Source organism: Pseudomonas synxantha BG33R, assembly GCF_000263715.2.
GTDB lineage: Bacteria > Pseudomonadota > Gammaproteobacteria > Pseudomonadales > Pseudomonadaceae > Aquipseudomonas > Aquipseudomonas synxantha_A.
This window is the reverse complement of record NZ_CM001514.1, coordinates 2,166,535-2,189,895: the sequence shown is the minus strand read 5'-3', so window position 1 is coordinate 2,189,895 and position 23,361 is coordinate 2,166,535. Positions and strand designations below refer to the sequence as shown.

The 23,361-nt window shown below is 58.2% G+C and carries 15 protein-coding genes, 2 tRNA genes and 3 rRNA genes; 10 read left to right on the top strand and 10 right to left on the bottom strand.

From position 1 onward, the window contains the following. Window positions 1-11 precede the first annotated feature (11 nt). From PSEBG33_RS17175 to PSEBG33_RS17195, 5 genes are read left to right on the top strand one after another with little or no spacing between them, the layout of a single operon-like run. On the top strand, window positions 12-1,226 hold the full coding sequence (locus PSEBG33_RS17175) for a glycosyltransferase family 4 protein (protein WP_005786794.1): 1,215 nt from the start codon (window positions 12-14) through the stop codon (window positions 1,224-1,226). Continuing rightward, window positions 1,217-2,320: a glycosyltransferase family 4 protein gene (locus PSEBG33_RS17180; RefSeq protein ID WP_005786792.1), complete on the top strand. Its 1,104-nt coding sequence runs from the start codon at window positions 1,217-1,219 to the stop codon at window positions 2,318-2,320. Before PSEBG33_RS17175 ends, PSEBG33_RS17180 begins: the two co-directional genes overlap by 10 nt. Next, complete coding sequence (locus tag PSEBG33_RS17185; RefSeq protein WP_005786790.1) at window positions 2,320-3,723, top strand: O-antigen ligase family protein; 1,404 nt, start codon at window positions 2,320-2,322, stop codon at window positions 3,721-3,723. Before PSEBG33_RS17180 ends, PSEBG33_RS17185 begins: the two co-directional genes overlap by 1 nt. Beyond that, window positions 3,720-4,541 (top strand): acyltransferase, encoded by an 822-nt coding sequence (locus PSEBG33_RS17190; RefSeq protein ID WP_005786788.1) that lies wholly within the window; start codon window positions 3,720-3,722, stop codon window positions 4,539-4,541. Before PSEBG33_RS17185 ends, PSEBG33_RS17190 begins: the two co-directional genes overlap by 4 nt. Further along, the gene (locus PSEBG33_RS17195) at window positions 4,541-5,947 is read left to right on the top strand and encodes a lipid II flippase MurJ (RefSeq protein WP_005786785.1); all 1,407 of its coding nucleotides are present in this window, start codon (window positions 4,541-4,543) and stop codon (window positions 5,945-5,947) included. Before PSEBG33_RS17190 ends, PSEBG33_RS17195 begins: the two co-directional genes overlap by 1 nt. Window positions 5,948-6,006: 59 nt before the next feature. On the opposite strand, the gene PSEBG33_RS17200 is transcribed toward PSEBG33_RS17195, so the two are convergent. The 3 genes from PSEBG33_RS17200 to PSEBG33_RS17210 all read right to left on the bottom strand — a co-directional run bounded on the left by PSEBG33_RS17200 (window position 6,007) and on the right by PSEBG33_RS17210 (window position 9,771). Beyond that, the gene (locus tag PSEBG33_RS17200; protein WP_005786783.1) at window positions 6,007-6,579 is read right to left on the bottom strand and encodes a DUF4174 domain-containing protein; all 573 of its coding nucleotides are present in this window, start codon (window positions 6,577-6,579) and stop codon (window positions 6,007-6,009) included. A 152-nt stretch (window positions 6,580-6,731) separates the two neighbouring features. After that, window positions 6,732-7,364 (bottom strand): glutathione S-transferase family protein, encoded by a 633-nt coding sequence (locus tag PSEBG33_RS17205; protein WP_005786781.1) that lies wholly within the window; start codon window positions 7,362-7,364, stop codon window positions 6,732-6,734. Window positions 7,365-7,413: 49 nt separating this feature from the next. Beyond that, window positions 7,414-9,771: a DNA polymerase II gene (locus PSEBG33_RS17210; protein WP_005786779.1), complete on the bottom strand. Its 2,358-nt coding sequence runs from the start codon at window positions 9,769-9,771 to the stop codon at window positions 7,414-7,416. Between the two features lie 212 nt (window positions 9,772-9,983). Here PSEBG33_RS17210 and PSEBG33_RS17215 point away from each other — a divergent pair, with 212 nt between their 5' ends. Next, window positions 9,984-12,197: a TonB-dependent receptor gene (locus PSEBG33_RS17215; protein WP_005786778.1), complete on the top strand. Its 2,214-nt coding sequence runs from the start codon at window positions 9,984-9,986 to the stop codon at window positions 12,195-12,197. A 43-nt stretch (window positions 12,198-12,240) separates the two neighbouring features. Here PSEBG33_RS17215 and PSEBG33_RS17220 read toward each other — a convergent pair whose 3' ends face one another. Continuing rightward, the gene (locus PSEBG33_RS17220; RefSeq protein WP_005786776.1) at window positions 12,241-12,708 is read right to left on the bottom strand and encodes an SRPBCC family protein; all 468 of its coding nucleotides are present in this window, start codon (window positions 12,706-12,708) and stop codon (window positions 12,241-12,243) included. Window positions 12,709-12,807: 99 nt separating this feature from the next. Here PSEBG33_RS17220 and PSEBG33_RS17225 point away from each other — a divergent pair, with 99 nt between their 5' ends. Then, a complete protein-coding gene (locus tag PSEBG33_RS17225; protein ID WP_005786775.1) occupies window positions 12,808-13,209 on the top strand; it encodes a GFA family protein in 402 nt (133 codons plus the stop codon). A 1-nt stretch (window position 13,210) separates the two neighbouring features. Here PSEBG33_RS17225 and mrdA read toward each other — a convergent pair whose 3' ends face one another. From mrdA to PSEBG33_RS17255, 6 genes are all read right to left on the bottom strand, one after another. Then, window positions 13,211-15,103, bottom strand: a complete 1,893-nt coding sequence (gene mrdA / locus PSEBG33_RS17230) for a penicillin-binding protein 2 (protein ID WP_005786773.1) — start codon at window positions 15,101-15,103, stop codon at window positions 13,211-13,213. A gap of 218 nt (window positions 15,104-15,321) precedes the next feature. Beyond that, a 5S ribosomal RNA gene (gene rrf / locus PSEBG33_RS17235) occupies window positions 15,322-15,437 on the bottom strand. A gap of 157 nt (window positions 15,438-15,594) precedes the next feature. Further along, a 23S ribosomal RNA gene (locus PSEBG33_RS17240) occupies window positions 15,595-18,485 on the bottom strand. Window positions 18,486-18,722: 237 nt separating this feature from the next. Beyond that, window positions 18,723-18,798: transfer RNA gene (locus PSEBG33_RS17245), tRNA-Ala, on the bottom strand. A gap of 10 nt (window positions 18,799-18,808) precedes the next feature. Continuing rightward, a tRNA-Ile gene (locus PSEBG33_RS17250) sits at window positions 18,809-18,885 on the bottom strand. A gap of 124 nt (window positions 18,886-19,009) precedes the next feature. After that, a 16S ribosomal RNA gene (locus PSEBG33_RS17255) occupies window positions 19,010-20,546 on the bottom strand. The 16S, 23S and 5S rRNA genes sit together here with 2 tRNA genes alongside, the layout of an rRNA operon. A 639-nt stretch (window positions 20,547-21,185) precedes the next feature. Here PSEBG33_RS17255 and rhtA point away from each other — a divergent pair. From rhtA to PSEBG33_RS17270, 3 genes are all read left to right on the top strand, one after another. Further along, window positions 21,186-22,073, top strand: a complete 888-nt coding sequence (rhtA, locus tag PSEBG33_RS17260; protein WP_005786771.1) for a threonine/homoserine exporter RhtA — start codon at window positions 21,186-21,188, stop codon at window positions 22,071-22,073. 162 nt (window positions 22,074-22,235) lie between these two features. Next, window positions 22,236-22,517 (top strand): hypothetical protein, encoded by a 282-nt coding sequence (locus tag PSEBG33_RS17265; RefSeq protein ID WP_003190182.1) that lies wholly within the window; start codon window positions 22,236-22,238, stop codon window positions 22,515-22,517. Window positions 22,518-22,625: 108 nt separating this feature from the next. After that, complete coding sequence (locus tag PSEBG33_RS17270; protein ID WP_005786768.1) at window positions 22,626-23,357, top strand: SDR family oxidoreductase; 732 nt, start codon at window positions 22,626-22,628, stop codon at window positions 23,355-23,357. The last annotated feature ends 4 nt before the right edge of the window (window positions 23,358-23,361 follow it).

The window sequence follows — 23,361 nt, the reverse complement described above, 5'->3', positions numbered from 1 at the left end:
GAGAGCTGTACATGAGAATCCTATGGATTGTGCCCTACCTGCCGTGGCCGACCACCAGCGGCGGCAAGACCCGGCAGTATCATTTGCTGCGCACCTTGAGTGAGCGCGGGCATCGCATCACGCTGCTGGCGCAATCGAAGACACCGGCCGATGACGCGGTGCACGCAGCCCTTGAACCGTTGCTCGAACGCCTGATCGTGGTGCCGCGCCGGCCGCTGAAACACCCGATGACCCTGCTCGCGGGCGTATTCGCACCGTGGCCGCTGTTGACCACGGTCAATGGCCTGTCGGCACCGTTGCAAGCCCAATTTGCGCAACTGTTGAACGAGCGCTGGGACGTGATTCAAGTGGAACACAGCTACAGCCTGCAACCGTTTCTGCGCACCTTGCAGCAGCGCCAGCGCGAGTTTGTGCTGACCGAGCACAACCTGGAATCAAGCCTGGGCGGCGCCACTTATGACCGTTTTCCCAAGTGGGCTGCGCCGTTCGTGCAGTACGACCAATGGCGCTGCCGGCAATGGGAGCGCAAGGCGTTCGATGCCGCCGCCCATGTGATCGCGGTGACCGACGCGGACGCCCAGGCCATGCGGCCGTTGACTGCAACGCCGGTAAGCGTGGTAGTCAATGGCGTCGACAGCCGTGCCTTCGCCCAGGTCAGTGCCGATACGCAGAGCCAGCGTTTGTTGTTTGTCGGCAATTACGAATACGCACCGAACCTGGACGCTGTGCAGTGGTTGCTTGAAGAGATATTCCCCCGGGTCTGGCTGCAGTGTCCGAACGCGCGCCTGGCGGTGGCCGGTTACGGCTTGCCCGAACACTGGCGCGACCGTTGGCCGGATGAACGTGTCGAGTGGCTGGGGTTTGTTCCTGATCTGTGCGCCCTGCAACGGCGCTGCGCCGGTTTTGTCGCCGCGTTGCGCCATGGCGGCGGCTCCAAGCTCAAGGTGCTGGAGGCAATGGCCGCCGGCTTGCCGCTGGTCAGCACGGCCCAGGGTGTTTCCGGTTTGGCGGTGCAACCACAGGCGCATTACCTCGCGGGCGAAAGCGCCGAGGCCCTGGCCGACGCCATCGTGCGTCTGCTGGATCAGCCGCTGCTGGCCCGGCAACTGGCCGATGCGGCACGCGATTATGCGCGGCACTACCACGACTGGGCGGTGGCCGGTGACGAACTGGAGCACATCTACCGCACCTTGATCGCCTCTAAGGAGTCTCAGCCATGCGCGTAGCCCTGGACTATCGCCCCGCCACGGTTGCGCCCTCGTCGGGCATCGCCCGCCAGGTCCTGGCGCTGGAAGATGCCCTGCGCGCGCGGGGCAACACCGAGGTGGTGCTGTTCACTGAGGCGCCCCTGGACCACCCGCAACGCCAGACCGCCATTTGCCCACCCTGGGCCAGCCCGCTGGATGGCCTGCAACGGCCGCAGGTACGCTTGCGGTTCGAGCGCAAATTTTTGCCCAGAGCCCTGCACGAGCAACAGATCGACCTGCACATCGCCACGGCCAATATGGGCTTGCCGCTGTGCCGCAAACCCGCCGGCACCCGTTATGTCCTGGTGCTGCATGACCTGTTTCAGCTGACTCAGCGTAACTTCCATCGCTCCAGGCTCAAGGCCCTGGCCTATCGTTTGATCGACGGCGCCTCGATTGCCTGGTCGGTGTGGCAGGCTGACCGGGTGTGGTGCCCTTCGCAGTTTTCCTGCAACGAAGCCGCCCGCGTATTCCCCTGGGCCCGGGCCAAGTTCCGGGTGTTGAGCAACCTGGTGCCCGAATTGAATGCAGCGCCAGAGCCGCTGCCAGACAACCTGCCGGCGCGTTACTGGCTGGTGGTGGGCACACGGGAGCCGCGCAAGAACATGGCATTTTTCCTGCGTCAATGGCAGGCCTGCCGTGCGGCGAACCCTGAGGTGCCGGACCTGGTACTGGTGGGCCACGCCAGCGATGTACCGTCCGCCCTTGGCGAACTGCCGGGCCTGCACTGGTGCAGCGGCTTATCGGACGGCCAACTGCAAGCCCTCTACCGTCATACCGACTGCCTATGGCAGCCGTCTTATGCCGAGGGCTTTGGCCTGCCGGTGGTGGAAGCTTTGAGTGTGGGCACGCCGGTGGCGGTGGCACGCGGTTCCGCCCTGGATGAAGTCGCGCCGCCCGGCGCCCCGCGCTTCGACCCACACGATGCCAGGCAATTGCAGAACGTCATGCAGCAACTGGCAACCGCGGGCGACACGGCAGACGCCGAAACGCAGCGCGCCTGGGCCCGGCAATTTGCCGAACCGGCCTATCGCTCGCGCCTGGATACTTTGCTCAAGGAATTGGACCGCTAATGCTGCCAGGAAAACTCATCAGTCTGCTCCTGGGCCTGGTCTTCGGCATTTTGCTGTTGGCCCTGTCGCCGATCAAGGCCTTGCTGGTCGTGGCCGGCGCGGGTGTGGCCTTGACCCTGATCCGCTTTCCCCTGTGGGGCTTGCTGATTTTCGCGGTGTTGGCCACCAGCATTCCCTACACCACGTTGGAACTGGGGATCCGCACCACCATCAGCGAAGCCGTGTTGGGGCTGACCTGGGTCGGGGTGTTCTGGCAATCGTTTATCGGCAAGACCCGCGGCTTGATCCTGTGGCGTCCGACCGAGCGCGCGCTGATGTGGTTGATGCTGTTCAGCACTATTCCGTTTATCTGGGGCATGGTCATCATCCATGCCGAAGGCAACGGGCCGGTGAACTGGGTACGCTGGCTGATGAACCTGTCGTTGCTGTTTATCGTGCCGTTGCTGCTGCGCACCGACGCCGACCGCGACAAGGTGGTGGTCGCCCTGCTGCTGGGCAACCTGGCGATGCTGTTGCTGTCGATTTTCATGTTTTTGAAAACGCGCAACGCCATGTCGATGATCGAGGTGCTCACCGACCTCAAGTACGCCCACCCGGAAGCGGTGAAGGATATTTTTTCCGCCAACTACACGCGCATGGCCTCGCCCTGGGTGCACCCAAACCTGACGGGTGGCGTGCTGGTGCTGTTTATCCCCCTGGCGCTGTTCTACGGCTGGACCCGCAGCGGCTGGCGCCGGGCGCTGGGCCTGGCGGTGGCGGTGCTGGGTTGCGCCGGCCTGCTGCTGAGTATTTCCCGTGGCGCCATCGTGGCCCTGGCGCTGGTGCTGATCTGGCTGACCTATAAGCGCGTACCCAACAGCGGGCGCATCATCGGTATCGGCGTGGCGTTTGGGGTTGCGCTGGTGATGTTCTATCCGCCGTTGCAGGAGCGCTTGCTGACCATCTTCTCGTCCACCAATGCCAGTACCGAAATCCGCTTCGACGAGTACGCAAGATTCCCCGAGGCCATGTCGACATACCCCCTGGGGATCGGCTTCAAGATCGACCCACCCGTACCCGGCACCAACCTGTTGGGCATCTCCAACCTGTGGCTGAACTTCATCTACAAGGTCGGCATTCCGGGGATGCTGTTGTTTATCACCGTCACGGTGTTGTGGTGGCGTGAAGTGCGCCCCCTGGGCCAGGTGCGCAAGGTCACCGCCGACAACGCCCTGTGGCTGGGGTGTATCTGCGGCGTGATGGCAGCGCTGTTGACGGGGATTTTCGACCACTATTTCAGCTTCACCTTTGTACTGATCGCGCTGTTCTGGCTGTTGATGGGCATGAGCCTGCAACAGGTGCGTCTGCGCCCCTCCATTACCGCCCCTGTTGCTGCTATTGCGCCAAAGGATAACCAACCATGAAGCACCGGATGATTCACTCCACCGATTTACGCGATCGCCTCCCCACACTGGCCGCTGAACTGGGCGTGAGCCTGCCGGACCTGGAAGAGGCGCTGGACTGGTGCCTGGCCAACGACGTGGTGTTTGAAGAGGGCGAAGGCGACAACAAGCGCTTCTGGATAAACTCCATCGACCTGGAACCCGCCCTTGAGCACCCGGTGGCCCGCCTTTTGTTCCGCCGTATGAAACAGGACCTGCCGGGCAAGCTGTTGCCGCGCTATGGCAAAAACTGGGCAACGATCAAGGATCGCTGGCGCAACGCCTGGGACATGGCCTACAACATTTTGATCAACAAGATCCCCAGCCACCATGTGCGCATTGCCTGGCTGCGCCTGGGCGGCGCGAAGATCGGCAAGGGCACAAGCTTGTGGCGTAACACCGAAGTGTTGGGCATCCACAACTTGAGAGTCGGTGACGATACGGTGATCGGTTGGCATTGCCAAGTAGACGCCCGCGCCGGGCTGGTGATCGGCAACCACGTGGCGATTGCCTCCCACGTGCTGATCATCGCCGGCAGTCATGATTTGCAGGCACCGGAGTTCTGGTCGATTTCCGGGCCGATCTACATCGACGACTATGTGTGGATCGGCAGCCGGGCGTTGATCGGCTACGGCACGCACCTGGGTCATGGTTCGGTGATCAGCGCCAATACCGTGGTGGCCAAGGCTGTGGCCCCCTATAAAATCATTGGCGGTTCCGGGGCCAAAATCATGGGCGAACGTTGCCATGATCTGAACTATAAGGTGGGTGGCAAGGGCCTGTTCACCCTGTTCCACTGATGTTCGGCAGCACGCTCTGGCTGACCGTCGCGACCCTCGCCGGGCTGGTCGCCGGTTTTGCCCGCGAATGGCTGCTGGTGGCGGCCTGGGGCGCAGGTAGCCGCAGCGACGGGTTTCTGGTGGCGGTGTTTTTGCCCGAAGCGTTGCGCATGACCCTGGCCGCCGGCTTGCTTGCGGCGGCTGCCCTGCCCCTCTATCAACAACGCGACCCACAACGCCAGCAAGCCTGGCTGGCCAGCCTTTCTCCACGCCTGCTGGGAGTAGGCCTGGCCCTGTTTGCCGTATTGGCGCTGGGCGCGCCGCTGTGGGTGCGCCTGATCGGCCCCGGCCTGGACGCCGCAGCCCATGCCGAAGCTGCCGCTAACTTGCGCTGGCTGGCGGCCTGTGCGCCGGGCCTGGTGATGCATGGGTTGTTCAGTATTCCCTTGCAGGCACGCCAGCGTTTTGTGCTGCCGGGGCTGGGCTCTTTGCTGTTCAACCTGCCGCCGGTGCTGTACCTGTTTATCCGCGGCAGCGCAAGCGACAGCGGCGAACTGGCCATGAGCTTTTTTGCCGGCAGTGTGTTGATGTGCCTGCCGCTGCTGGCGCCGGTCTGGTCTTTCGGCTGGCGGCCGTGGCAAGTCACTGGCGACAAGCTGGCGGGCCGCGAACTGTTGGGGCGCATCGGACCATTGTTGGCCAGCAATATCGCCAGCCAGGGTTTGGCGCTGCTTGAGCGATTGATCGCCAGTTACCTGGGGGAAGGCGCCGTCACGTGGGTCAACCTTGCACGCAAACTGATCAATCTGCCCTTGATCGCCCTGATGAGCCTCAACCAGGTACTGCTGGGCATGATGAGCGGCGAACAAGGCCAGCAGCGCCTGGCCCTGCTGCGCCGAGGCCTGGATGCTGCGACCCTGCTCAGCCTGCCGGCCGCCCTCGGCCTGATCGGCGCCAGCCCGGTGCTGATTCATCTGCTGATGCCCGCCCAAAGCGCCGACAGCCCACTGCCCGCCCTGCTGGCCTGGTTCGCGACGCCATTGGTGTTCGGCGCCTGGAACGCTATGCTCGCCCGCTACGCCTATGCCAGCGGCGACACGCGCCTGCCCTTGCGCTGCGAATTGCTGGGCAGCGGGGTCAACGCTTTGCTGTTGGTGCTGCTGCCGTACTTTCTGGGTTTGCCGGGTATCGCCCTGGCGGCGTTGGGCGGGGTTATCGTCACCAACCTGCTGCTGATGCAGCGCCAGCAATTGCTTGGGCAACTGGGCTGGCCGCTGCAATGGGGGCTGAGTGCGGTTTTACTGGGTTTTGCAGCCGTGATATTGCACCCGCTGCACAATGATGGGTGGCAACTGGGCTTGAGTACCTTGGCGGCTGCCCTGGTATTGGGAGGGTTGGCTGGGTGGTTCAAGCCGTGGAAACAGTGAACTGGAGCCACCACCGCAATGGCCTGCGCAGGAGCTGGTAAGCCAGCTCCTGCACGGACTCAGTCATCCAACTGTTGAGGCGCAGCCGGCTTGGTTGCCTTACCCGCTTTGGTAGCGTTCTTGCCAGGCGCAGGCGCCGGTTCTGGCACAACCGGAGCAGCCGCTTCTTTCTCGGCCATCGGCATCTGGTCGATGGTGCTGAAAAATTCCTTCAGGTCGAGGGTATCCGGCGGGACGGTCTTCTCAACTTTCTTCTCACCATCCTTGCCGATCAGGATCACCTTGGTGCCGCTGCCGACGCCGAGCTTGAGGGCACGGATCAGCGCGTTGGTTTCAGGCGGCGTGAGCTTTTTGCTGTCCTTTGGGTCCTTGGCGAACTTCTCCCCTTCGGCGCCAATGCTACCGAACTTGACGGTGTAGAACACCATGCTGCGCTCTTCGAAGGACTGCTTGGTGGCAGCCTCTTCCAGTTGTTTCTTCAGCGTTGCCAGTGTCGGGTTTCCAGCATCAAGCTCCACGACCACCAGCGGGCGCGTCTTGCCCAACTCCTGCTTGAGCGGATTATCATCAGCGGCCAACAACGGCCCCGTAAAAGCCATCAAGGTAGCCAGGGTCAGCGACCGGATGAGCATGCGCACCTCCTTTGAATTCCATGCAGGGTTCTTGAGTTTCATGTCTGCGACAGTCAAATTCAAGGATGATTCCTACATCACTTTGAGAAGAGTAGGTCAGGACGCCCGCTACGCAAGGGCTTGGACAGTGGCCGGAGCATTGTTTCTTCCGGTTACGAGACCGTCCACTGCGGCCAATGACGGGCAAAAACCGGGGCCACGACAGGGTCGGCGTCTACCCGCTCCAGGCTCTGTGCAAAGCCCGGCGCCAGGTTGCCGAGCACCTCGCGCGCGTCATCCCAGCGCGACACCGCCGCCGCCATGATGCCCAGTGCATTCGGCACATTGCCCGGGGTAAACAGCTGGTCGGCAAACTGATCGGCAAACACGACCCAGGCCTGGTGCAGGTAGCGCCGTGTGCCGCTGACCAGTTGCGCTTGCTGCGCCTCATCGGCATTACCCAACCAGCGTTGCGGGTAGTCGATGATGCCGATCGCCGAATAGCAATTGGCGGCGATGTACAGCAGCCCGCGCAGGATCTGCGCACGATCGCCGGCCAGCAACTCGGCCTTGGGGTACTCCAGGCCCAGGTGGATCAGGATAGCGGCGCTTTCGGTCAGCACCTGGCCATTGGGGGTGACCAGGGTGGGGATCTGCTTGAGTGGATTGATACGTGCAAGAGCGTCGCTGCCCTCGCCGTCCTGCCAGGAGCTGGCGTCCACGCGATGCCACGGCACGGCGCAGCGCTGCAGGGCGATTTCGATCATGCAGGAGCCGGATTCGTCGGTGCCATAAAGTGTGTACATGGGCGTTGCCTCCTGAGCGATGGGCGATAGGGACAGTGTGGTCCATTGCCTAGAATAGCCCCATCTGCCCGCCCACCAGGGTACCGAAGTCATCATTCACAAACGGCAAGATCGCGTCAGCAACGGGCTGCAATTGCCGGGTCACATAGTGGTCGTAGTCGATGGGCGCTTGCCGCACTTCCAAGGGTTCGGGGCCGTTGACGCTGATCACGTAGCTGATCCAGCCACCGCGCTGGTACTGGCGCGGGCGCCCCAGGCGGTCGTTGTACTCGTCGGCCAAACGTGCCGCGCGCACATGGGGCGGAACGTTGCGTTCATAGTCGTGCAAGGGGCGGCGCAGGCGCTTGCGGTAGATCAGCAACTCGTCGAACTCGCCGCTCAGGGTACGGCGCACGTAGTCGCGTATGTAGTCCTGATGGGGCTGGCGATGGAAGATGCGCCGGTAGAGTTCCTGCTGGAATTGCCGGGCCAGAGGCGACCAATCGCTGCGCACGGTTTCCAGGCCTTTGTAGACCATCTCTTCGCTGCCATCGTCGCGCACCACCAAACCGGCGTAGCGCTTCTTGCTGCCCTCCTCCGCGCCACGGATGGTCGGCATCAGGAAGCGGCTGAAGTGGGTTTCGTATTGCAGCTCCAAGGCGCTTTGCAGGCCGTACTCCGTGCTCAGGTGGGCGCGCCACCAATCATTGACGTGCTGCACCAGCGCCTGGCCGATGCGATTGGCATCCTGCGGAGAATGGGCGCTGCCGAGCCAGACGAAGGTGGAGTCGGTGTCGCCGTAGATCACTTCATAACCCTGGGCCTCCACCAGCTCGCGGGTCTGGCGCATGATCTGGTGCCCACGCAGGGTGATCGACGACGCCAACCGCGTATCGAAGAACCGACAGCCACTGGAGCCGAGCACGCCATAGAAGGCATTCATGATGATTTTCAAGGCTTGGGACAGCGGCGCGTTGTGCTCGCGCTTGGCCTCTTCACGGCCTTCGGATACGCGAGTGACGATGGACGGCAGGCAGTGCCGGGTGCGGGAGAAACGTGCGCCGCGAAAGCCCTCTACCGAGTCGCTATCGTCGGGATGCTTGAGGCCCTCGATCAAGCCCACCGGGTCGATCAGGAAGCTGCGGATGATCGATGGGTAAAGGCTTTTGTAGTCCAGCACCAGCACCGATTCGTAGAGGCCCGGGCGTGAGTCCATGACAAACCCGCCAGGGCTGGCCTGGGGCGGTTTGTCGCCCAGGTTCGGCGCGACGAAACCCTGGCGATGCATCAACGGCAGGTACAAGTGGGTGAAGGCGGCGACCGAACCGCCGTTACGATCGGCCGGCAAGCCAGTGACGCTGGCACGCTCCAGCAAGAACTTGAGTAACTCGGTCTTTTCAAAAATCCGTGTGACCAGCTCACAGTCCTTGAGGTTGTAGCGCGCCAAGGCGGGCTTGTCCTCGGCGAACATGCGGTTGATTTCGTCCATGCGCTGGTACGGGGTGGAAATGTCCTTGCCTTCGCCGAGCAGGGTTTGTGCGACGTTTTCCAGGCTGAAGGATTCAAAGCTCCAGGTCGCCGAGCGCAGTGCTTCGATCCCGTCGATGATCAAGCGCCCCGCCGCTGCCGCGAAGTAGTGATTGCGGCTGCCGTGCTCGCGCCAGGTCATGGCTTCACCGCCACGCCCCAACAACAGCGGCACGTTCAAACGTTGGGCGTGCTCATGCAGGACGCGCAGGTCGAACTGCACCACATTCCAGCCGATGATCGCATCGGGATCAAAGGTGGCCAGCCATTGGTTGAGGCGTTCGAGCAGTTGCGCACGGGTGTCGCAGTAGTCGAGCTTGAAGTCCACGGCATCGGTTTTGTTTGGCGGGCCGAGCATATACACCTGGCGTTCGCCGCAGCCTTCCAGCGCGATGGAATACAGATCGCCCTGGGCGGTGGTTTCGATGTCCAGGGACACCAGCTTCAAGCGCGGGCGGTAGTCGGGCGCGGGCTTCATCTGCGCATCCAGCAAGGTACCGCTGGCATCCGCAGTGCCGCCAAACCACACGGGAGCTGTGATAAAGCGCTCCATCATGTAGCGCTCGGGCGGTCGCACATCGCCTTCATAGACATCGACCCCGGCGCTGCGCAGGCGCTTTTCGATGTCCATCAATTGGCGGTGCTGGCGGGCATAGAGGCCCAGGACCGGGCGATGGTGGAAGTCGCAGAGTTGCAACGGGCGCAGCTCAAGATCGCGCTCGCCCTTGAGCAGCCAATCAAGCGGCTTGCGATGGACTTCGGGGATGAACATCACCGAGGTTTGCACGGGTAGGCGAATACACCGAGGCCCGTGGTCGGTGGCCAGCCAGAAACTGACCTCCGTGCCCAACGAGGTATCGCGCCAATGCCGGGTCAGGACAAAACCCTGCTGTAAATCCACCGTACCGCACCTCAGGAATCGCTTTCAGGGCGTGATTCTACTCGGCATCCGGGCAAACGCGTCGGGTAAACGCACACGCAGTGCGCAATCGAATAAATTTGTTGCAGGACATTAATAACAATCACTATCATTTGCGTCGGAGTCGTATCCGCGCAGTGAGGAAGCGCAACGTCGCTGCCCCCTTCCTCATAAGTTAGCCGTCTGGATCGACCATGCCCCTCTGCAATCTTTTCGCTGCGCCATTTCGCCCGACCCTGCTCGCCCTTTGCTGCTCCGTGAGCCTTGCTGCACAGGCGGCAACCCCCGAGGCCGCAGACAACGTGCTGGAACTGGGCGCCACCAACATCAATGCCCAAGCACCCGCGCCCACGGCGCTGCCCCCTGAGTTTGCAGGTGGCCAGGTTGCACGCGGCGGCCAACTGGGTGTGCTGGGCAACCAGGACATCATGGATGTGCCCTTCAGCATGTCCTCCTACACCGAAAAGCTGATTCGCGACCAGCAGGCGGAAACCGTCGGCGACGTGTTGCTCAATGACTCCTCGGTGCGCCAGGCCTCGGGGTATGCGAACCAGTCACAGACGTTCATGATTCGTGGCCTGCCGTTGAATGGCGATGACATTTCCTATAATGGTTTGTACGGTGTCCTGCCGCGCCAGATCATTTCCACTGACGCCTTGGAGCGCGTGGAGGTATTCAAGGGCCCTAACGCCTTTATCAACGGCGTCACCCCCACCGGCTCGGGGATTGGTGGCGGCGTGAACCTGCAACCCAAGCGCGCCGATGATGTGCCACTGCGTCGTTTCAGTACCGACATCAGCAGTGATGGGCGGATTGGCGAACACTTGGATATTGGCCAGCGCTTCGGCGAAGACAACCGGTTTGGCGCACGGGTCAACCTGTCCCAGCGCGAAGGCGATACCGGGATTGATGATGAAAACCAGCGTTCGAAGCTGTTTGCCGTCGGCCTTGATTACCGCGGCGATGCGTTGCGGCTGTCCGGTGATTTTGTGTATCAGAAGCAGCGTATCAACGGTGGGCGTAACTCGGTGTTCCTTGGCACCATCACCCAGGTGCCGGATGCGCCGTCGGCAGACACCAACTACGCGCCAAGCTGGAGCAGTACCAACCTTGAAGACACCTTGGGGATGCTGCGCGCCGAATATGACCTGAATGAAAACTGGACCGCCTACGCGGCAACCGGTGCCAAGCACAGCCGTGAAATGGGGCGCTACTCGTCGGTGACCTTGAGCGATAATCTCGGCAATGCCAGCGCCAGCGGCTCGACTATCGCCCACGAAGAAAACAATACCAGTGCCATGGGTGGCCTCAATGGCAAGTTCCACACCGGCCCAGTGAGCCATCGGCTTAACTTCGGCCTGGCAGGCATCTGGACCGAGGCGCGCAACGCCTATGTATTCGCCAGCGCAAAAAACCCGACCAATATCTACAACCCCGTAACCGGCGCGCCGCCGGCCCTCAACAGCCCACGCAATACCCCAGGCACCGACTTCAGCGATCCGACCATCACCGGCAAGACATTCGTGCGCAGCGTCGCGGTATCCGACACCTTGGGGTTCTTCGATGACCGCCTGTTAGTGACCGTTGGTGCACGTCGCCAGCAGATGGTGGTGCAGAGTTACAACTACATGAGCGGTACCCGCACCGCCAACTATGACGAATCGATCACCACACCGGTCTACGGCATTGTGTTCAAACCGTGGGAGCACGTATCTCTGTATGCCAACCGCATTGAAGGCCTGGCTCAGGGCCCGACGTCGCCGCTCAAATCAGGCAACCTGACGGTCATCGGTGGCGGGCAAGCTTATGCGCCTGCCCGGTCCAAGCAGATCGAAGCGGGTGTCAAAGTGGACATGGGCACCTATGGCGCGACCCTGGGTGTATATCGTATCGAGCAGCCCGGCGCGGGTTATGCCGAAGCCATCGACGCCACCACCGCCCGTTATGTGCGGGAAGGTCAGCAGATCAACAAGGGCGTCGAGCTCAACGTATTCGGCGAACCGGTCAGCGGCCTGCGCTTGCTGGGCGGGGTAACCCTGATGAAAACCGAACTCAAGGGTACCCTCAACGGCGCCAACGATGGCAACCGCGCCATTGGCGTACCCTCATTCCAACTCAATGCCGGGGTGGATTGGGATGTGCCCGGCCTGCAAGGCGTAAGCCTCAGCGGGCGTATGCTGCGCACCGGCGGGCAGTACGCCGACGCGGCCAACAACCTGAGCCTGCCGGCCTGGAACCGCTTCGACGTGGGTGCGCGCTACACCTTCGCCGTGGACAAGCGCGAGGTGACATTGGGTGCCACGGTAGAGAACGTCGCCAACCAGAAATACTGGGAGTCAGCCCAGGGCGGGTTCCTGAGCCAGGGTGATCCGCGAGTGGCGAAGTTGTCGGCGTCGATTGATTTCTAGAACGTGATTACGTTGGGGGGCTGATCTGCCCCCTTGCCCACCATCATACTGGTCGGGTTTCGCTCAGATAGGTTTCGATATTGCCCATCTGCTCATCCCAACCACGGGAGTTCATCTTGAACGCCTTCTGGCGCCGCGCCTCGGGAACCTGGTCGAAACCGGATTCGACAACCCGCAGCAGGATGCCGGGGGCGCGATCCTCGATGGTGAACTCCACCAGGGTCGGTGTTTCGTTGTCGTAGTCGACGCCCTCTTCCACTGCGAAAGGATGCCACCAGAAAGAGAACGGGGTTTGCGGCAGGACGCGTTCGATCCTGGCCTCCCAGACTACATGTTCGTAACCTGGGTAAGTAATTGGCGCTTCGATGGTTTGCCCGGCAACAAAGGTTTTGCCCTTGAGCGCGATACCGAACCAACTGCCAAATTGCTCGGCATCCGTGAGAGCCTCCCAAACCTGTTTACGCGATGCATTGAGCAGGACTTTGCGTTCGATTCGATCTAATACGTGCATGAGTCACCTCCTTCTTTGAACAGTAGGCGACATCGACCAATGCGCAACCTTGCATTGTGCGCGATGATGATGACCCCCTCCTTGACCTGGCCATAGGTTATGACTGACCCATTGAATGGAAGTTGCTTGTGCAAAGGTGTGCGCTATCAGGTGGACAGCCTGGACATGCCCATCAGCCACTGCCATTGCGACAGCTGTCGCAAAGCACACGCAGCTGCGTTTGTTGCCACTGCCGGGGTGATGCGCGAGCATTTTCGCTGGACGCACGGTGAAGAGCTTTTGGCATCCTTTGAATCCTCGCCGGGGAAACTCCGACGCTTCTGCTCGCGCTGCGGCTCACATCTGATTGCCGAACGGGGGCATCAGCCCCACGTGATCGTGCGGGTGGCGACGCTGGACGATGATCCCGGCGTCAGGCCCACCTCGCATATCTGGATGGCCCATGAGGTGCCATGGCTGGCCTATGACGGCGTAGAGCGCTGGGTCGAGTGGCAGGCCTGAGTCAGACGCGTGGGTCGCCTGGCGCTTTGGCTGGCGTCGCATATTGCGGCTTGAGATGACCTTCCTGATCAAGCAACCAGGCATCCATGATTTGCCGCACTACCGGCCCAGCCACACGGCCTCCGGCCTCACCGTTTTCAATCATGACGGAAATCACGATTTTCGGATGTTCGGCCGGCGCAAAACCGACGAACAAGGCGTTATCGCGATGACGCTCCAGCGTCTTGTTGCGGTTGTAGCGCTCACCCTGCTTGATCGCCACTACCTGGGCGGTGCCGCTCTTGCCGGCGATGCGGTATTGGGCGCCTTGCGCTGCCGCCCTGGCGATACCGCGTGGGTCGTGCATCACCAATTGCATACCATGGTTGACCTGCTCCCAATCACGCGGATCTTTTAAGACTACGTTGGGCATCGGGTTCTCATCCACCGGAGGCACTCCGTTGATGGTCTTGGCCAGGTGCGGACGGTTCCAGATGCCTTTATTGGCGATCAATGCGGTGGCTTGAGCCAGTTGCAGCGGCGTCACCTGCATATAGCCCTGGCCGATGCCGAGGATCACGGTTTCGCCTGGGAACCAGGGCTGGCGACGGGTCGCACGCTTCCAGGCTTGAGAGGGCATCAGACCTGCGGACTCTTCGAACATGTCCAGGGACACCTTCTGACCAAGGCCGAACTCGGCGAGGTAGTCGTGCAGGCGATCGATGCCTAGCTTGTGGGCCAGGTCGTAGAAGTAAGTGTCGTTGGAACGCATGATGGCGGCGTCCATGTCTACCCAACCGTCGCCACTGTGGTTCCAGTTGCGGTATTTGTGATCGAAGTCCGGCAGCTGGTAATAACCGGGATCGAACACCCGGGTTTGCGGGGTAACAACGCCACTGTCGAGACCCGCGATCGCCACTTCCGGCTTGATGGTTGAACCCGGCGCATAGAGCCCACGTAGCACGCGGTTGAACAGCGGCCGATCAATGGAATCGTGCAGCGCGGCGTATTCCTTGAAGCTGATGCCGGTGACGAACAGGTTCGGATCGAAACTCGGTTTGCTGACCATAGCCAGTACTTCACCGGTTTGCGGGTCCAGAGCCACGACCGAACCACGCCGGTCGCCCAGGGCTTCTTCGGCGGCTTCCTGAAGCTTGACGTCGAGGCTCAGGACGATGTTTTTGCCAGGGATCGGATCGGTGTGCTTGAGCACGCGTAGTACGCGCCCCTGGGCATTGGTCTCGACCTCTTCATAACCGACATGGCCGTGCAGCTCGGCCTCGTAAAAACGCTCGATCCCGGTTTTACCGATGGATTGGGTACCGCGGTACTCCACGGAATCAAGGGTCTTGGATTCTTTCTCATTGATGCGGCCGACATAGCCGATGGAGTGGGCAAAGTGCGCACCCAGCGGGTAGTGGCGGACAAACTGGGGCTCGACGTCCACCCCTGGTAGACGGAACTCGTTGACGGCCAAAACGGCGATCTGTTCTTCGTTCAACTCATAGAACAACGTGACCGGAACAAACGGGTGACGAGCCTGCTTAAGCGCCTTATCGAACATCGCTCGGTCTTCGGCAGGCAGATGCAGCAGATTGACGATCGCGTCCAGCTCACCCTTGAGATCGGTGGTGCGTTCACGGGTGATGGTCAGGTTGTAACTCGGACGGTTGTCGGCCAGGACTACACCATTACGGTCATAGATCAAGCCGCGAGTTGGCGTGATCGGCAGTACGTGAACCCGATTGTTTTCCGAGATCGTGGAGTGGTAGTCGTACTGCACCACTTGCAGAAAATACATACGCCCCACCAGGGCACAGGTGATGCCTACCACTAGCAGTGCACAGGCCAGCAAGCGCTTGTTGACCAGGCGGTTTTCTTTTTCGTGATCTTTGATAGGTATCGGTTCAGGCATTTCTACAGCATCTCGTTGGAAAATAGCGACGCCGCCTCCTGCGGGTAACGATCAGTCCTTGTGAAAATGTGCTGCACCATACCAAAAATGCAGAAACATTTTGCATTGATTTCCCCAACGGCACGTTATTTAAGCGAGAGTCCCAGAGGCAGCCGGCTTTTCAACCGCCCAAAACAAAACCCCTGTTTGCGTTAGCAAACAGGGGTTTCGGAATTTAATCTTGACGATGACCTACTCTCACATGGGGAAACCCCACACTACCATCGGCGATGCATCGTTTCACTGCTGAGTTCGGGATGGGATCAGGTGGTTCCAATGCTCTATGGTCGTCAAGAAATTCGGGTACTGAGTCGCGACCAGTTGGTCTCGCTTCAGCAAATTGGGTATGTGACAGCTTTCGGTGTTTTGTGAGCGTCGAACTTTCGGTTCATCTTCGTCTTCACACACCGCAATCTGATGCTCTTTCGAGAAACAAATTGCTTGGGTGTTATATGGTCAAGCCTCACGGGCAATTAGTATTGGTTAGCTCAACGCCTCACAGCGCTTACACACCCAACCTATCAACGTCGTAGTCTTCGACGGCCCTTCAGGGAACTCAAGGTTCCAGTGAGATCTCATCTTGAGGCTAGTTTCCCGCTTAGATGCTTTCAGCGGTTATCTATTCCGAACATAGCTACCCGGCAATGCCACTGGCGTGACAACCGGAACACCAGAGGTTCGTCCACTCCGGTCCTCTCGTACTAGGAGCAGCCCCTCTCAAATCTCAAACGTCCACGGCAGATAGGGACCGAACTGTCTCACGACGTTCTAAACCCAGCTCGCGTACCACTTTAAATGGCGAACAGCCATACCCTTGGGACCGGCTTCAGCCCCAGGATGTGATGAGCCGACATCGAGGTGCCAAACACCGCCGTCGATATGAACTCTTGGGCGGTATCAGCCTGTTATCCCCGGAGTACCTTTTATCCGTTGAGCGATGGCCCTTCCATACAGAACCACCGGATCACTAAGACCTACTTTCGTACCTGCTCGACGTGTCTGTCTCGCAGTCAAGCGCGCTTTTGCCTTTATACTCTACGACCGATTTCCGACCGGTCTGAGCGCACCTTCGTACTCCTCCGTTACTCTTTAGGAGGAGACCGCCCCAGTCAAACTACCCACCATACACTGTCCTCGATCCGGATAACGGACCTGAGTTAGAACCTCAAAGTTGCCAGGGTGGTATTTCAAGGTTGGCTCCACGCAGACTGGCGTCCACGCTTCAAAGCCTCCCACCTATCCTACACAAGCAAATTCAAAGTCCAGTGCAAAGCTATAGTAAAGGTTCACGGGGTCTTTCCGTCTAGCCGCGGATACACTGCATCTTCACAGCGATTTCAATTTCACTGAGTCTCGGGTGGAGACAGCGCCGCCATCGTTACGCCATTCGTGCAGGTCGGAACTTACCCGACAAGGAATTTCGCTACCTTAGGACCGTTATAGTTACGGCCGCCGTTTACCGGGGCTTCGATCAAGAGCTTCGCGTTAGCTAACCCCATCAATTAACCTTCCGGCACCGGGCAGGCGTCACACCCTATACGTCCACTTTCGTGTTTGCAGAGTGCTGTGTTTTTAATAAACAGTCGCAGCGGCCTGGTATCTTCGACCGGCATGAGCTTACGGAGCAAGTCCTTCACCCTCACCGGCGCACCTTCTCCCGAAGTTACGGTGCCATTTTGCCTAGTTCCTTCACCCGAGTTCTCTCAAGCGCCTTGGTATTCTCTACCCAACCACCTGTGTCGGTTTGGGGTACGGTTCCTGGTTACCTGAAGCTTAGAAGCTTTTCTTGGAAGCATGGCATCAACCACTTCGTTAACTAAAAGTTAACTCGTCATCAGCTCTCGGCCTTAGAATCCCGGATTTACCTAAGATTCCAGCCTACCACCTTAAACTTGGACAACCAACGCCAAGCTGGCCTAGCCTTCTCCGTCCCTCCATCGCAATAACCAGAAGTACAGGAATATTAACCTGTTTTCCATCGACTACGCTTTTCAGCCTCGCCTTAGGGACCGACTAACCCTGCGTCGATTAACGTTGCGCAGGAAACCTTGGTCTTTCGGCGTGGGTGTTTTTCACACCCATTGTCGTTACTCATGTCAGCATTCGCACTTCTGATACCTCCAGCAAGCTTCTCAACTCACCTTCACAGGCTTACAGAACGCTCCTCTACCGCATCACTTACGTGATACCCGTAGCTTCGGTGTATGGTTTGAGCCCCGTTACATCTTCCGCGCAGGCCGACTCGACTAGTGAGCTATTACGCTTTCTTTAAAGGGTGGCTGCTTCTAAGCCAACCTCCTAGCTGTCTAAGCCTTCCCACATCGTTTCCCACTTAACCATAACTTTGGGACCTTAGCTGACGGTCTGGGTTGTTTCCCTTTTCACGACGGACGTTAGCACCCGCCGTGTGTCTCCCATGCTCGGCACTTGTAGGTATTCGGAGTTTGCATCGGTTTGGTAAGTCGGGATGACCCCCTAGCCGAAACAGTGCTCTACCCCTACAGTGATACATGAGGCGCTACCTAAATAGCTTTCGAGGAGAACCAGCTATCTCCGAGCTTGATTAGCCTTTCACTCCGATCCACAGGTCATCCGCTAACTTTTCAACGGTAGTCGGTTCGGTCCTCCAGTTAGTGTTACCCAACCTTCAACCTGCCCATGGATAGATCGCCCGGTTTCGGGTCTATTCCCAGCGACTAGACGCCCTATTAAGACTCGCTTTCGCTACGCCTCCCCTATTCGGTTAAGCTCGCCACTGAAAATAAGTCGCTGACCCATTATACAAAAGGTACGCAGTCACCCAACAAAGTGGGCTCCCACTGCTTGTACGCATACGGTTTCAGGATCTATTTCACTCCCCTCTCCGGGGTTCTTTTCGCCTTTCCCTCACGGTACTAGTTCACTATCGGTCAGTCAGTAGTATTTAGCCTTGGAGGATGGTCCCCCCATATTCAGACAAAGTTTCTCGTGCTCCGTCCTACTCGATTTCATGACTAAGAGATTTTCGCGTACAGGGCTATCACCCACTATGGCCGCACTTTCCAGAGCGTTCCGCTAATCTCAAAGCCACTTAAGGGCTAGTCCCCGTTCGCTCGCCACTACTAAGGGAATCTCGGTTGATTTCTTTTCCTCAGGGTACTTAGATGTTTCAGTTCCCCTGGTTCGCTTCTTGCACCTATGTATTCAGTACAAGATAACCATCTTATGATGGCTGGGTTCCCCCATTCAGACATCTCCGGATCAAAGTCTGTTTGCCGACTCCCCGAAGCTTTTCGCAGGCTACCACGTCTTTCATCGCCTCTGACTGCCAAGGCATCCACCGTATGCGCTTCTTCACTTGACCATATAACCCCAAGCAATCTGGTTATACTGTGAAGACAACATTCGCCGAAAATTCGAATTTCTCAATTAAGAGAACTCACAAATTTTACCTTAGCCTGATCCGTTACCAGTGAAAGTAACGTTCAGTCTATCTTTCTATCACATACCCAAATTTTTAAAGAACGATCTAATCAAAGACTAGAAATCAATATTCACTTCAGAATATTCATTTCTAAACTCTAACAGCAGAAGCAGTTAATGGTGGAGCCAAACGGGATCGAACCGTTGACCTCCTGCGTGCAAGGCAGGCGCTCTCCCAGCTGAGCTATGGCCCCATAACAAAATTGGTGGGTCTGGGCAGATTCGAACTGCCGACCTCACCCTTATCAGGGGTGCGCTCTAACCAACTGAGCTACAGACCCAATTTCGAGCGCGTAACTGATTAGCTAAGAGCTATCAGCTTGGAGCTTAAAGCTGCTTCTATCGTCTTCTTCAATGAATCAAGCAATTCGTGTGGGAACTTATGGAGCAGCTGATGTCGTCGATTAAGGAGGTGATCCAGCCGCAGGTTCCCCTACGGCTACCTTGTTACGACTTCACCCCAGTCATGAATCACACCGTGGTAACCGTCCTCCCGAAGGTTAGACTAGCTACTTCTGGTGCAACCCACTCCCATGGTGTGACGGGCGGTGTGTACAAGGCCCGGGAACGTATTCACCGCGACATTCTGATTCGCGATTACTAGCGATTCCGACTTCACGCAGTCGAGTTGCAGACTGCGATCCGGACTACGATCGGTTTTATGGGATTAGCTCCACCTCGCGGCTTGGCAACCCTCTGTACCGACCATTGTAGCACGTGTGTAGCCCAGGCCGTAAGGGCCATGATGACTTGACGTCATCCCCACCTTCCTCCGGTTTGTCACCGGCAGTCTCCTTAGAGTGCCCACCATGACGTGCTGGTAACTAAGGACAAGGGTTGCGCTCGTTACGGGACTTAACCCAACATCTCACGACACGAGCTGACGACAGCCATGCAGCACCTGTCTCAATGTTCCCGAAGGCACCAATCTATCTCTAGAAAGCTCATTGGATGTCAAGGCCTGGTAAGGTTCTTCGCGTTGCTTCGAATTAAACCACATGCTCCACCGCTTGTGCGGGCCCCCGTCAATTCATTTGAGTTTTAACCTTGCGGCCGTACTCCCCAGGCGGTCAACTTAATGCGTTAGCTGCGCCACTAAAAGCTCAAGGCTTCCAACGGCTAGTTGACATCGTTTACGGCGTGGACTACCAGGGTATCTAATCCTGTTTGCTCCCCACGCTTTCGCACCTCAGTGTCAGTATTAGTCCAGGTGGTCGCCTTCGCCACTGGTGTTCCTTCCTATATCTACGCATTTCACCGCTACACAGGAAATTCCACCACCCTCTACCATACTCTAGTCAGTCAGTTTTGAATGCAGTTCCCAGGTTGAGCCCGGGGATTTCACATCCAACTTAACAAACCACCTACGCGCGCTTTACGCCCAGTAATTCCGATTAACGCTTGCACCCTCTGTATTACCGCGGCTGCTGGCACAGAGTTAGCCGGTGCTTATTCTGTCGGTAACGTCAAAATTGCAGAGTATTAATCTACAACCCTTCCTCCCAACTTAAAGTGCTTTACAATCCGAAGACCTTCTTCACACACGCGGCATGGCTGGATCAGGCTTTCGCCCATTGTCCAATATTCCCCACTGCTGCCTCCCGTAGGAGTCTGGACCGTGTCTCAGTTCCAGTGTGACTGATCATCCTCTCAGACCAGTTACGGATCGTTGCCTTGGTGAGCCATTACCCCACCAACTAGCTAATCCGACCTAGGCTCATCTGATAGCGCAAGGCCCGAAGGTCCCCTGCTTTCTCCCGTAGGACGTATGCGGTATTAGCGTCCGTTTCCGAACGTTATCCCCCACTACCAGGCAGATTCCTAGGCATTACTCACCCGTCCGCCGCTCTCAAGAGAAGCAAGCTTCTCTCTACCGCTCGACTTGCATGTGTTAGGCCTGCCGCCAGCGTTCAATCTGAGCCATGATCAAACTCTTCAGTTCAAACATCTTTGGGTTTTTAAGAAACCCTAAACTTGGCTCAGCAATCGTTGGTTACATCTTTGATCTCGCGGAGTAACTTGTGATGCTGATAATCTTGTTGACTATCAGTCTGACTCCACAAGCACCCACACGAATTGCTTGATTCAGTTGTTAAAGAGCGGTTGGTTAAGATCTTTCGTCTCAACCGAGGCGCGCATTCTACAGCAGCCTCATTTGCTGTCAAGTGATTATTTTCAGAAGCTTTCGAAGATTTCTTCAACAACTTCAACCACTTGCGCTTAAGATCTCTCCGAAGCGGGAGGCGAATTCTACAGCGTTACACGCTGCTGTCAACACCTCTTTTTCAACTTGCTTTTGGCTTCGATGAACTGAAGCAACTTGCTGCCGAGAACTACGTAACTCATTGTTTACCAAGGAGTTTTCCGTTTCGACTGCGCCGGAAGTGGGGCGAATTATAGGCTTCCAGAATCTGCCGTCAACTCTTAATTTGGGTTTTCTATTAAATCCGCGGCAAACTCAAGAATTACACTATATAGACAACCACTGCGTGCGATTTGAGCAATATATTGCTCATCGCTTAACAGTTAAGCATCATAGCGTCTTCTGCTTATTGACTACGACCTCAGAAGAGCCCTCTCAATGACCACTTCACCCCGCAGCCTGGCCTCGGCACTGTTTCCCGTCGGCCTGCTGTTGATCGCCATGGCCTCCATCCAATCCGGGGCATCATTGGCCAAGAGCATGTTCCCCGTTGTCGGCGCACAAGGCACCACCGCCCTGCGTTTGATTTTTGCCAGTGCGATCATGCTGCTCATATTGCGACCATGGCGCGCCAAGCTGACGGCCAAGTCACTGCACACAGTGATCATCTACGGGATGGCGCTAGGTGGCATGAACTTCCTCTTCTATATGTCACTGCGCACTGTCCCCCTGGGAATTGCCGTAGCGCTCGAATTCACAGGCCCGCTTGCTGTAGCTATCTATGCCTCGCGCCGAGCTGTCGACTTCGTGTGGATTGCTCTGGCGATCATTGGCCTGCTTCTGTTGATTCCGATGGACAAGGCCAGTAGCGGCGTTGATCTGATAGGGGCCGCTTACGCGCTGGGCGCCGGCGTATGCTGGGCGCTCTACATTTTGTTTGGCCAAAAGGCGGGAAATGACAATGGCGTCCAGACCGCCGCGCTCGGCGTAATGATTGCCGCCCTCTTCGTTGCACCGATCGGCATCGTGCATGCCGGCGCCGCGCTGCTGACGCCAGCACTGATCCCTGTCGCCATCGGCGTGGCGATTCTGTCCACTGCCCTGCCCTACACCCTTGAGATGGTCGCACTAACACGCCTTCCCGCCCGTACTTTCGGCACACTGATGAGTATCGAGCCGGCGTTCGGCGCCCTCTCCGGCCTGTTTTTCCTGCACGAGCATCTATCGCTCGCCCAGTGGCTGGCCATCACCTGCATTATCCTGGCCTCGGTCGGTGCCACTTTGACGATGCGCCACGAATCCAAACCACTGGTACCCGCCGACTGATCATCTTTAACCCCAGCTCTGGTATTTGCCGCTCATTTAGGCCATGTTTAGGCCGTAACCGAATGTCATTCATGGAGAATTTCGACACGGACTGCATGAACGCTTCGCTCGAGAGCGAGTAAAGCAGCCCTGTTCTTTGCAGGGCGGCTATTAAGGATGGGAATGAAACGAATTTTGATACTGTTGCTGGTTGTAGGCATCGCGGGTTGTGCCGCCACCACTAAAACAGAAGTGAAACGCGGTAAAAAAGGACTGCATATCAACTGTTCGGGCCTGTCCTCCTCCTGGGACCAGTGCTACACCAGTGCCGCCAATTCATGCGGCGCCAAGGGTTATCGAGTGATTGCCAAGTCCGGCGACAACTCCGAAGAGCCAGGGGACTATCCCTTCGGTCTCAACCCTGCCGGCTATACCAGCCGCAGCATGATCGTCATCTGCAAATAGCTGCCCGAGCAGTCTCCCTGACTGCTCATCTTAAATTTCCACACAGGCCAGGCCATTTACGACATGGCGACTAAACTCCTGCTCGATCATCGAGCCAATGGAGTTCCCATGACGCACAACAACAAAATCGTATTGGTGGTAGGCGCCGGTGACGCAACCGGCGGCGCCATAGCCAAGCGCTTTGCCCGCGAAGGTTACATCGCCTGCGTGACCCGTCGTAGTGCCGACAAATTGCAACCACTGGTAGACAGCATTCAATTGGCGGGCGGGCAAGCCCATGGCTTTGCCTGTGATGCACGTAAAGAAGAAGACGTGATCGCACTGGTAGAGCAAATCGAAACGGAGCTGGGGCCCATTGAAGCGTTCGTCTTCAACATCGGTGCCAATGTGCCTTGCAGCATTCTGGAAGAAACCGCACGCAAGTACTTCAAGATTTGGGAGATGGCGTGTTTCTCCGGTTTCTTGAACGCGCGCGAAGTCGCCAAGCGTATGGCCACCCGTAAACGCGGCACCATCCTGTTCACCGGCGCCACTGCCGGCTTGCGCGGGGCCGCGGGATTTGCCGCATTCGCCGGGGCCAAACACGGTATCCGAGCCCTGGCCCAAAGCATGGCGCGGGAATTAGGCCCGATGAACATCCACGTCGCCCATGTAGTAGTCGATGGCGCCATCGATACCGAGTTCATCCGCGAGAACTTCCCGCAAAAATATGCTCTCAAGGATCAGGACGGCCTCCTCAACCCTGACCACATCGCCGAAAACTACTGGTACCTGCACAGCCAGCCCCGGGACGCCTGGACGTTCGAGATGGACCTGCGCCCCTGGAACGAACCCTGGTAACACG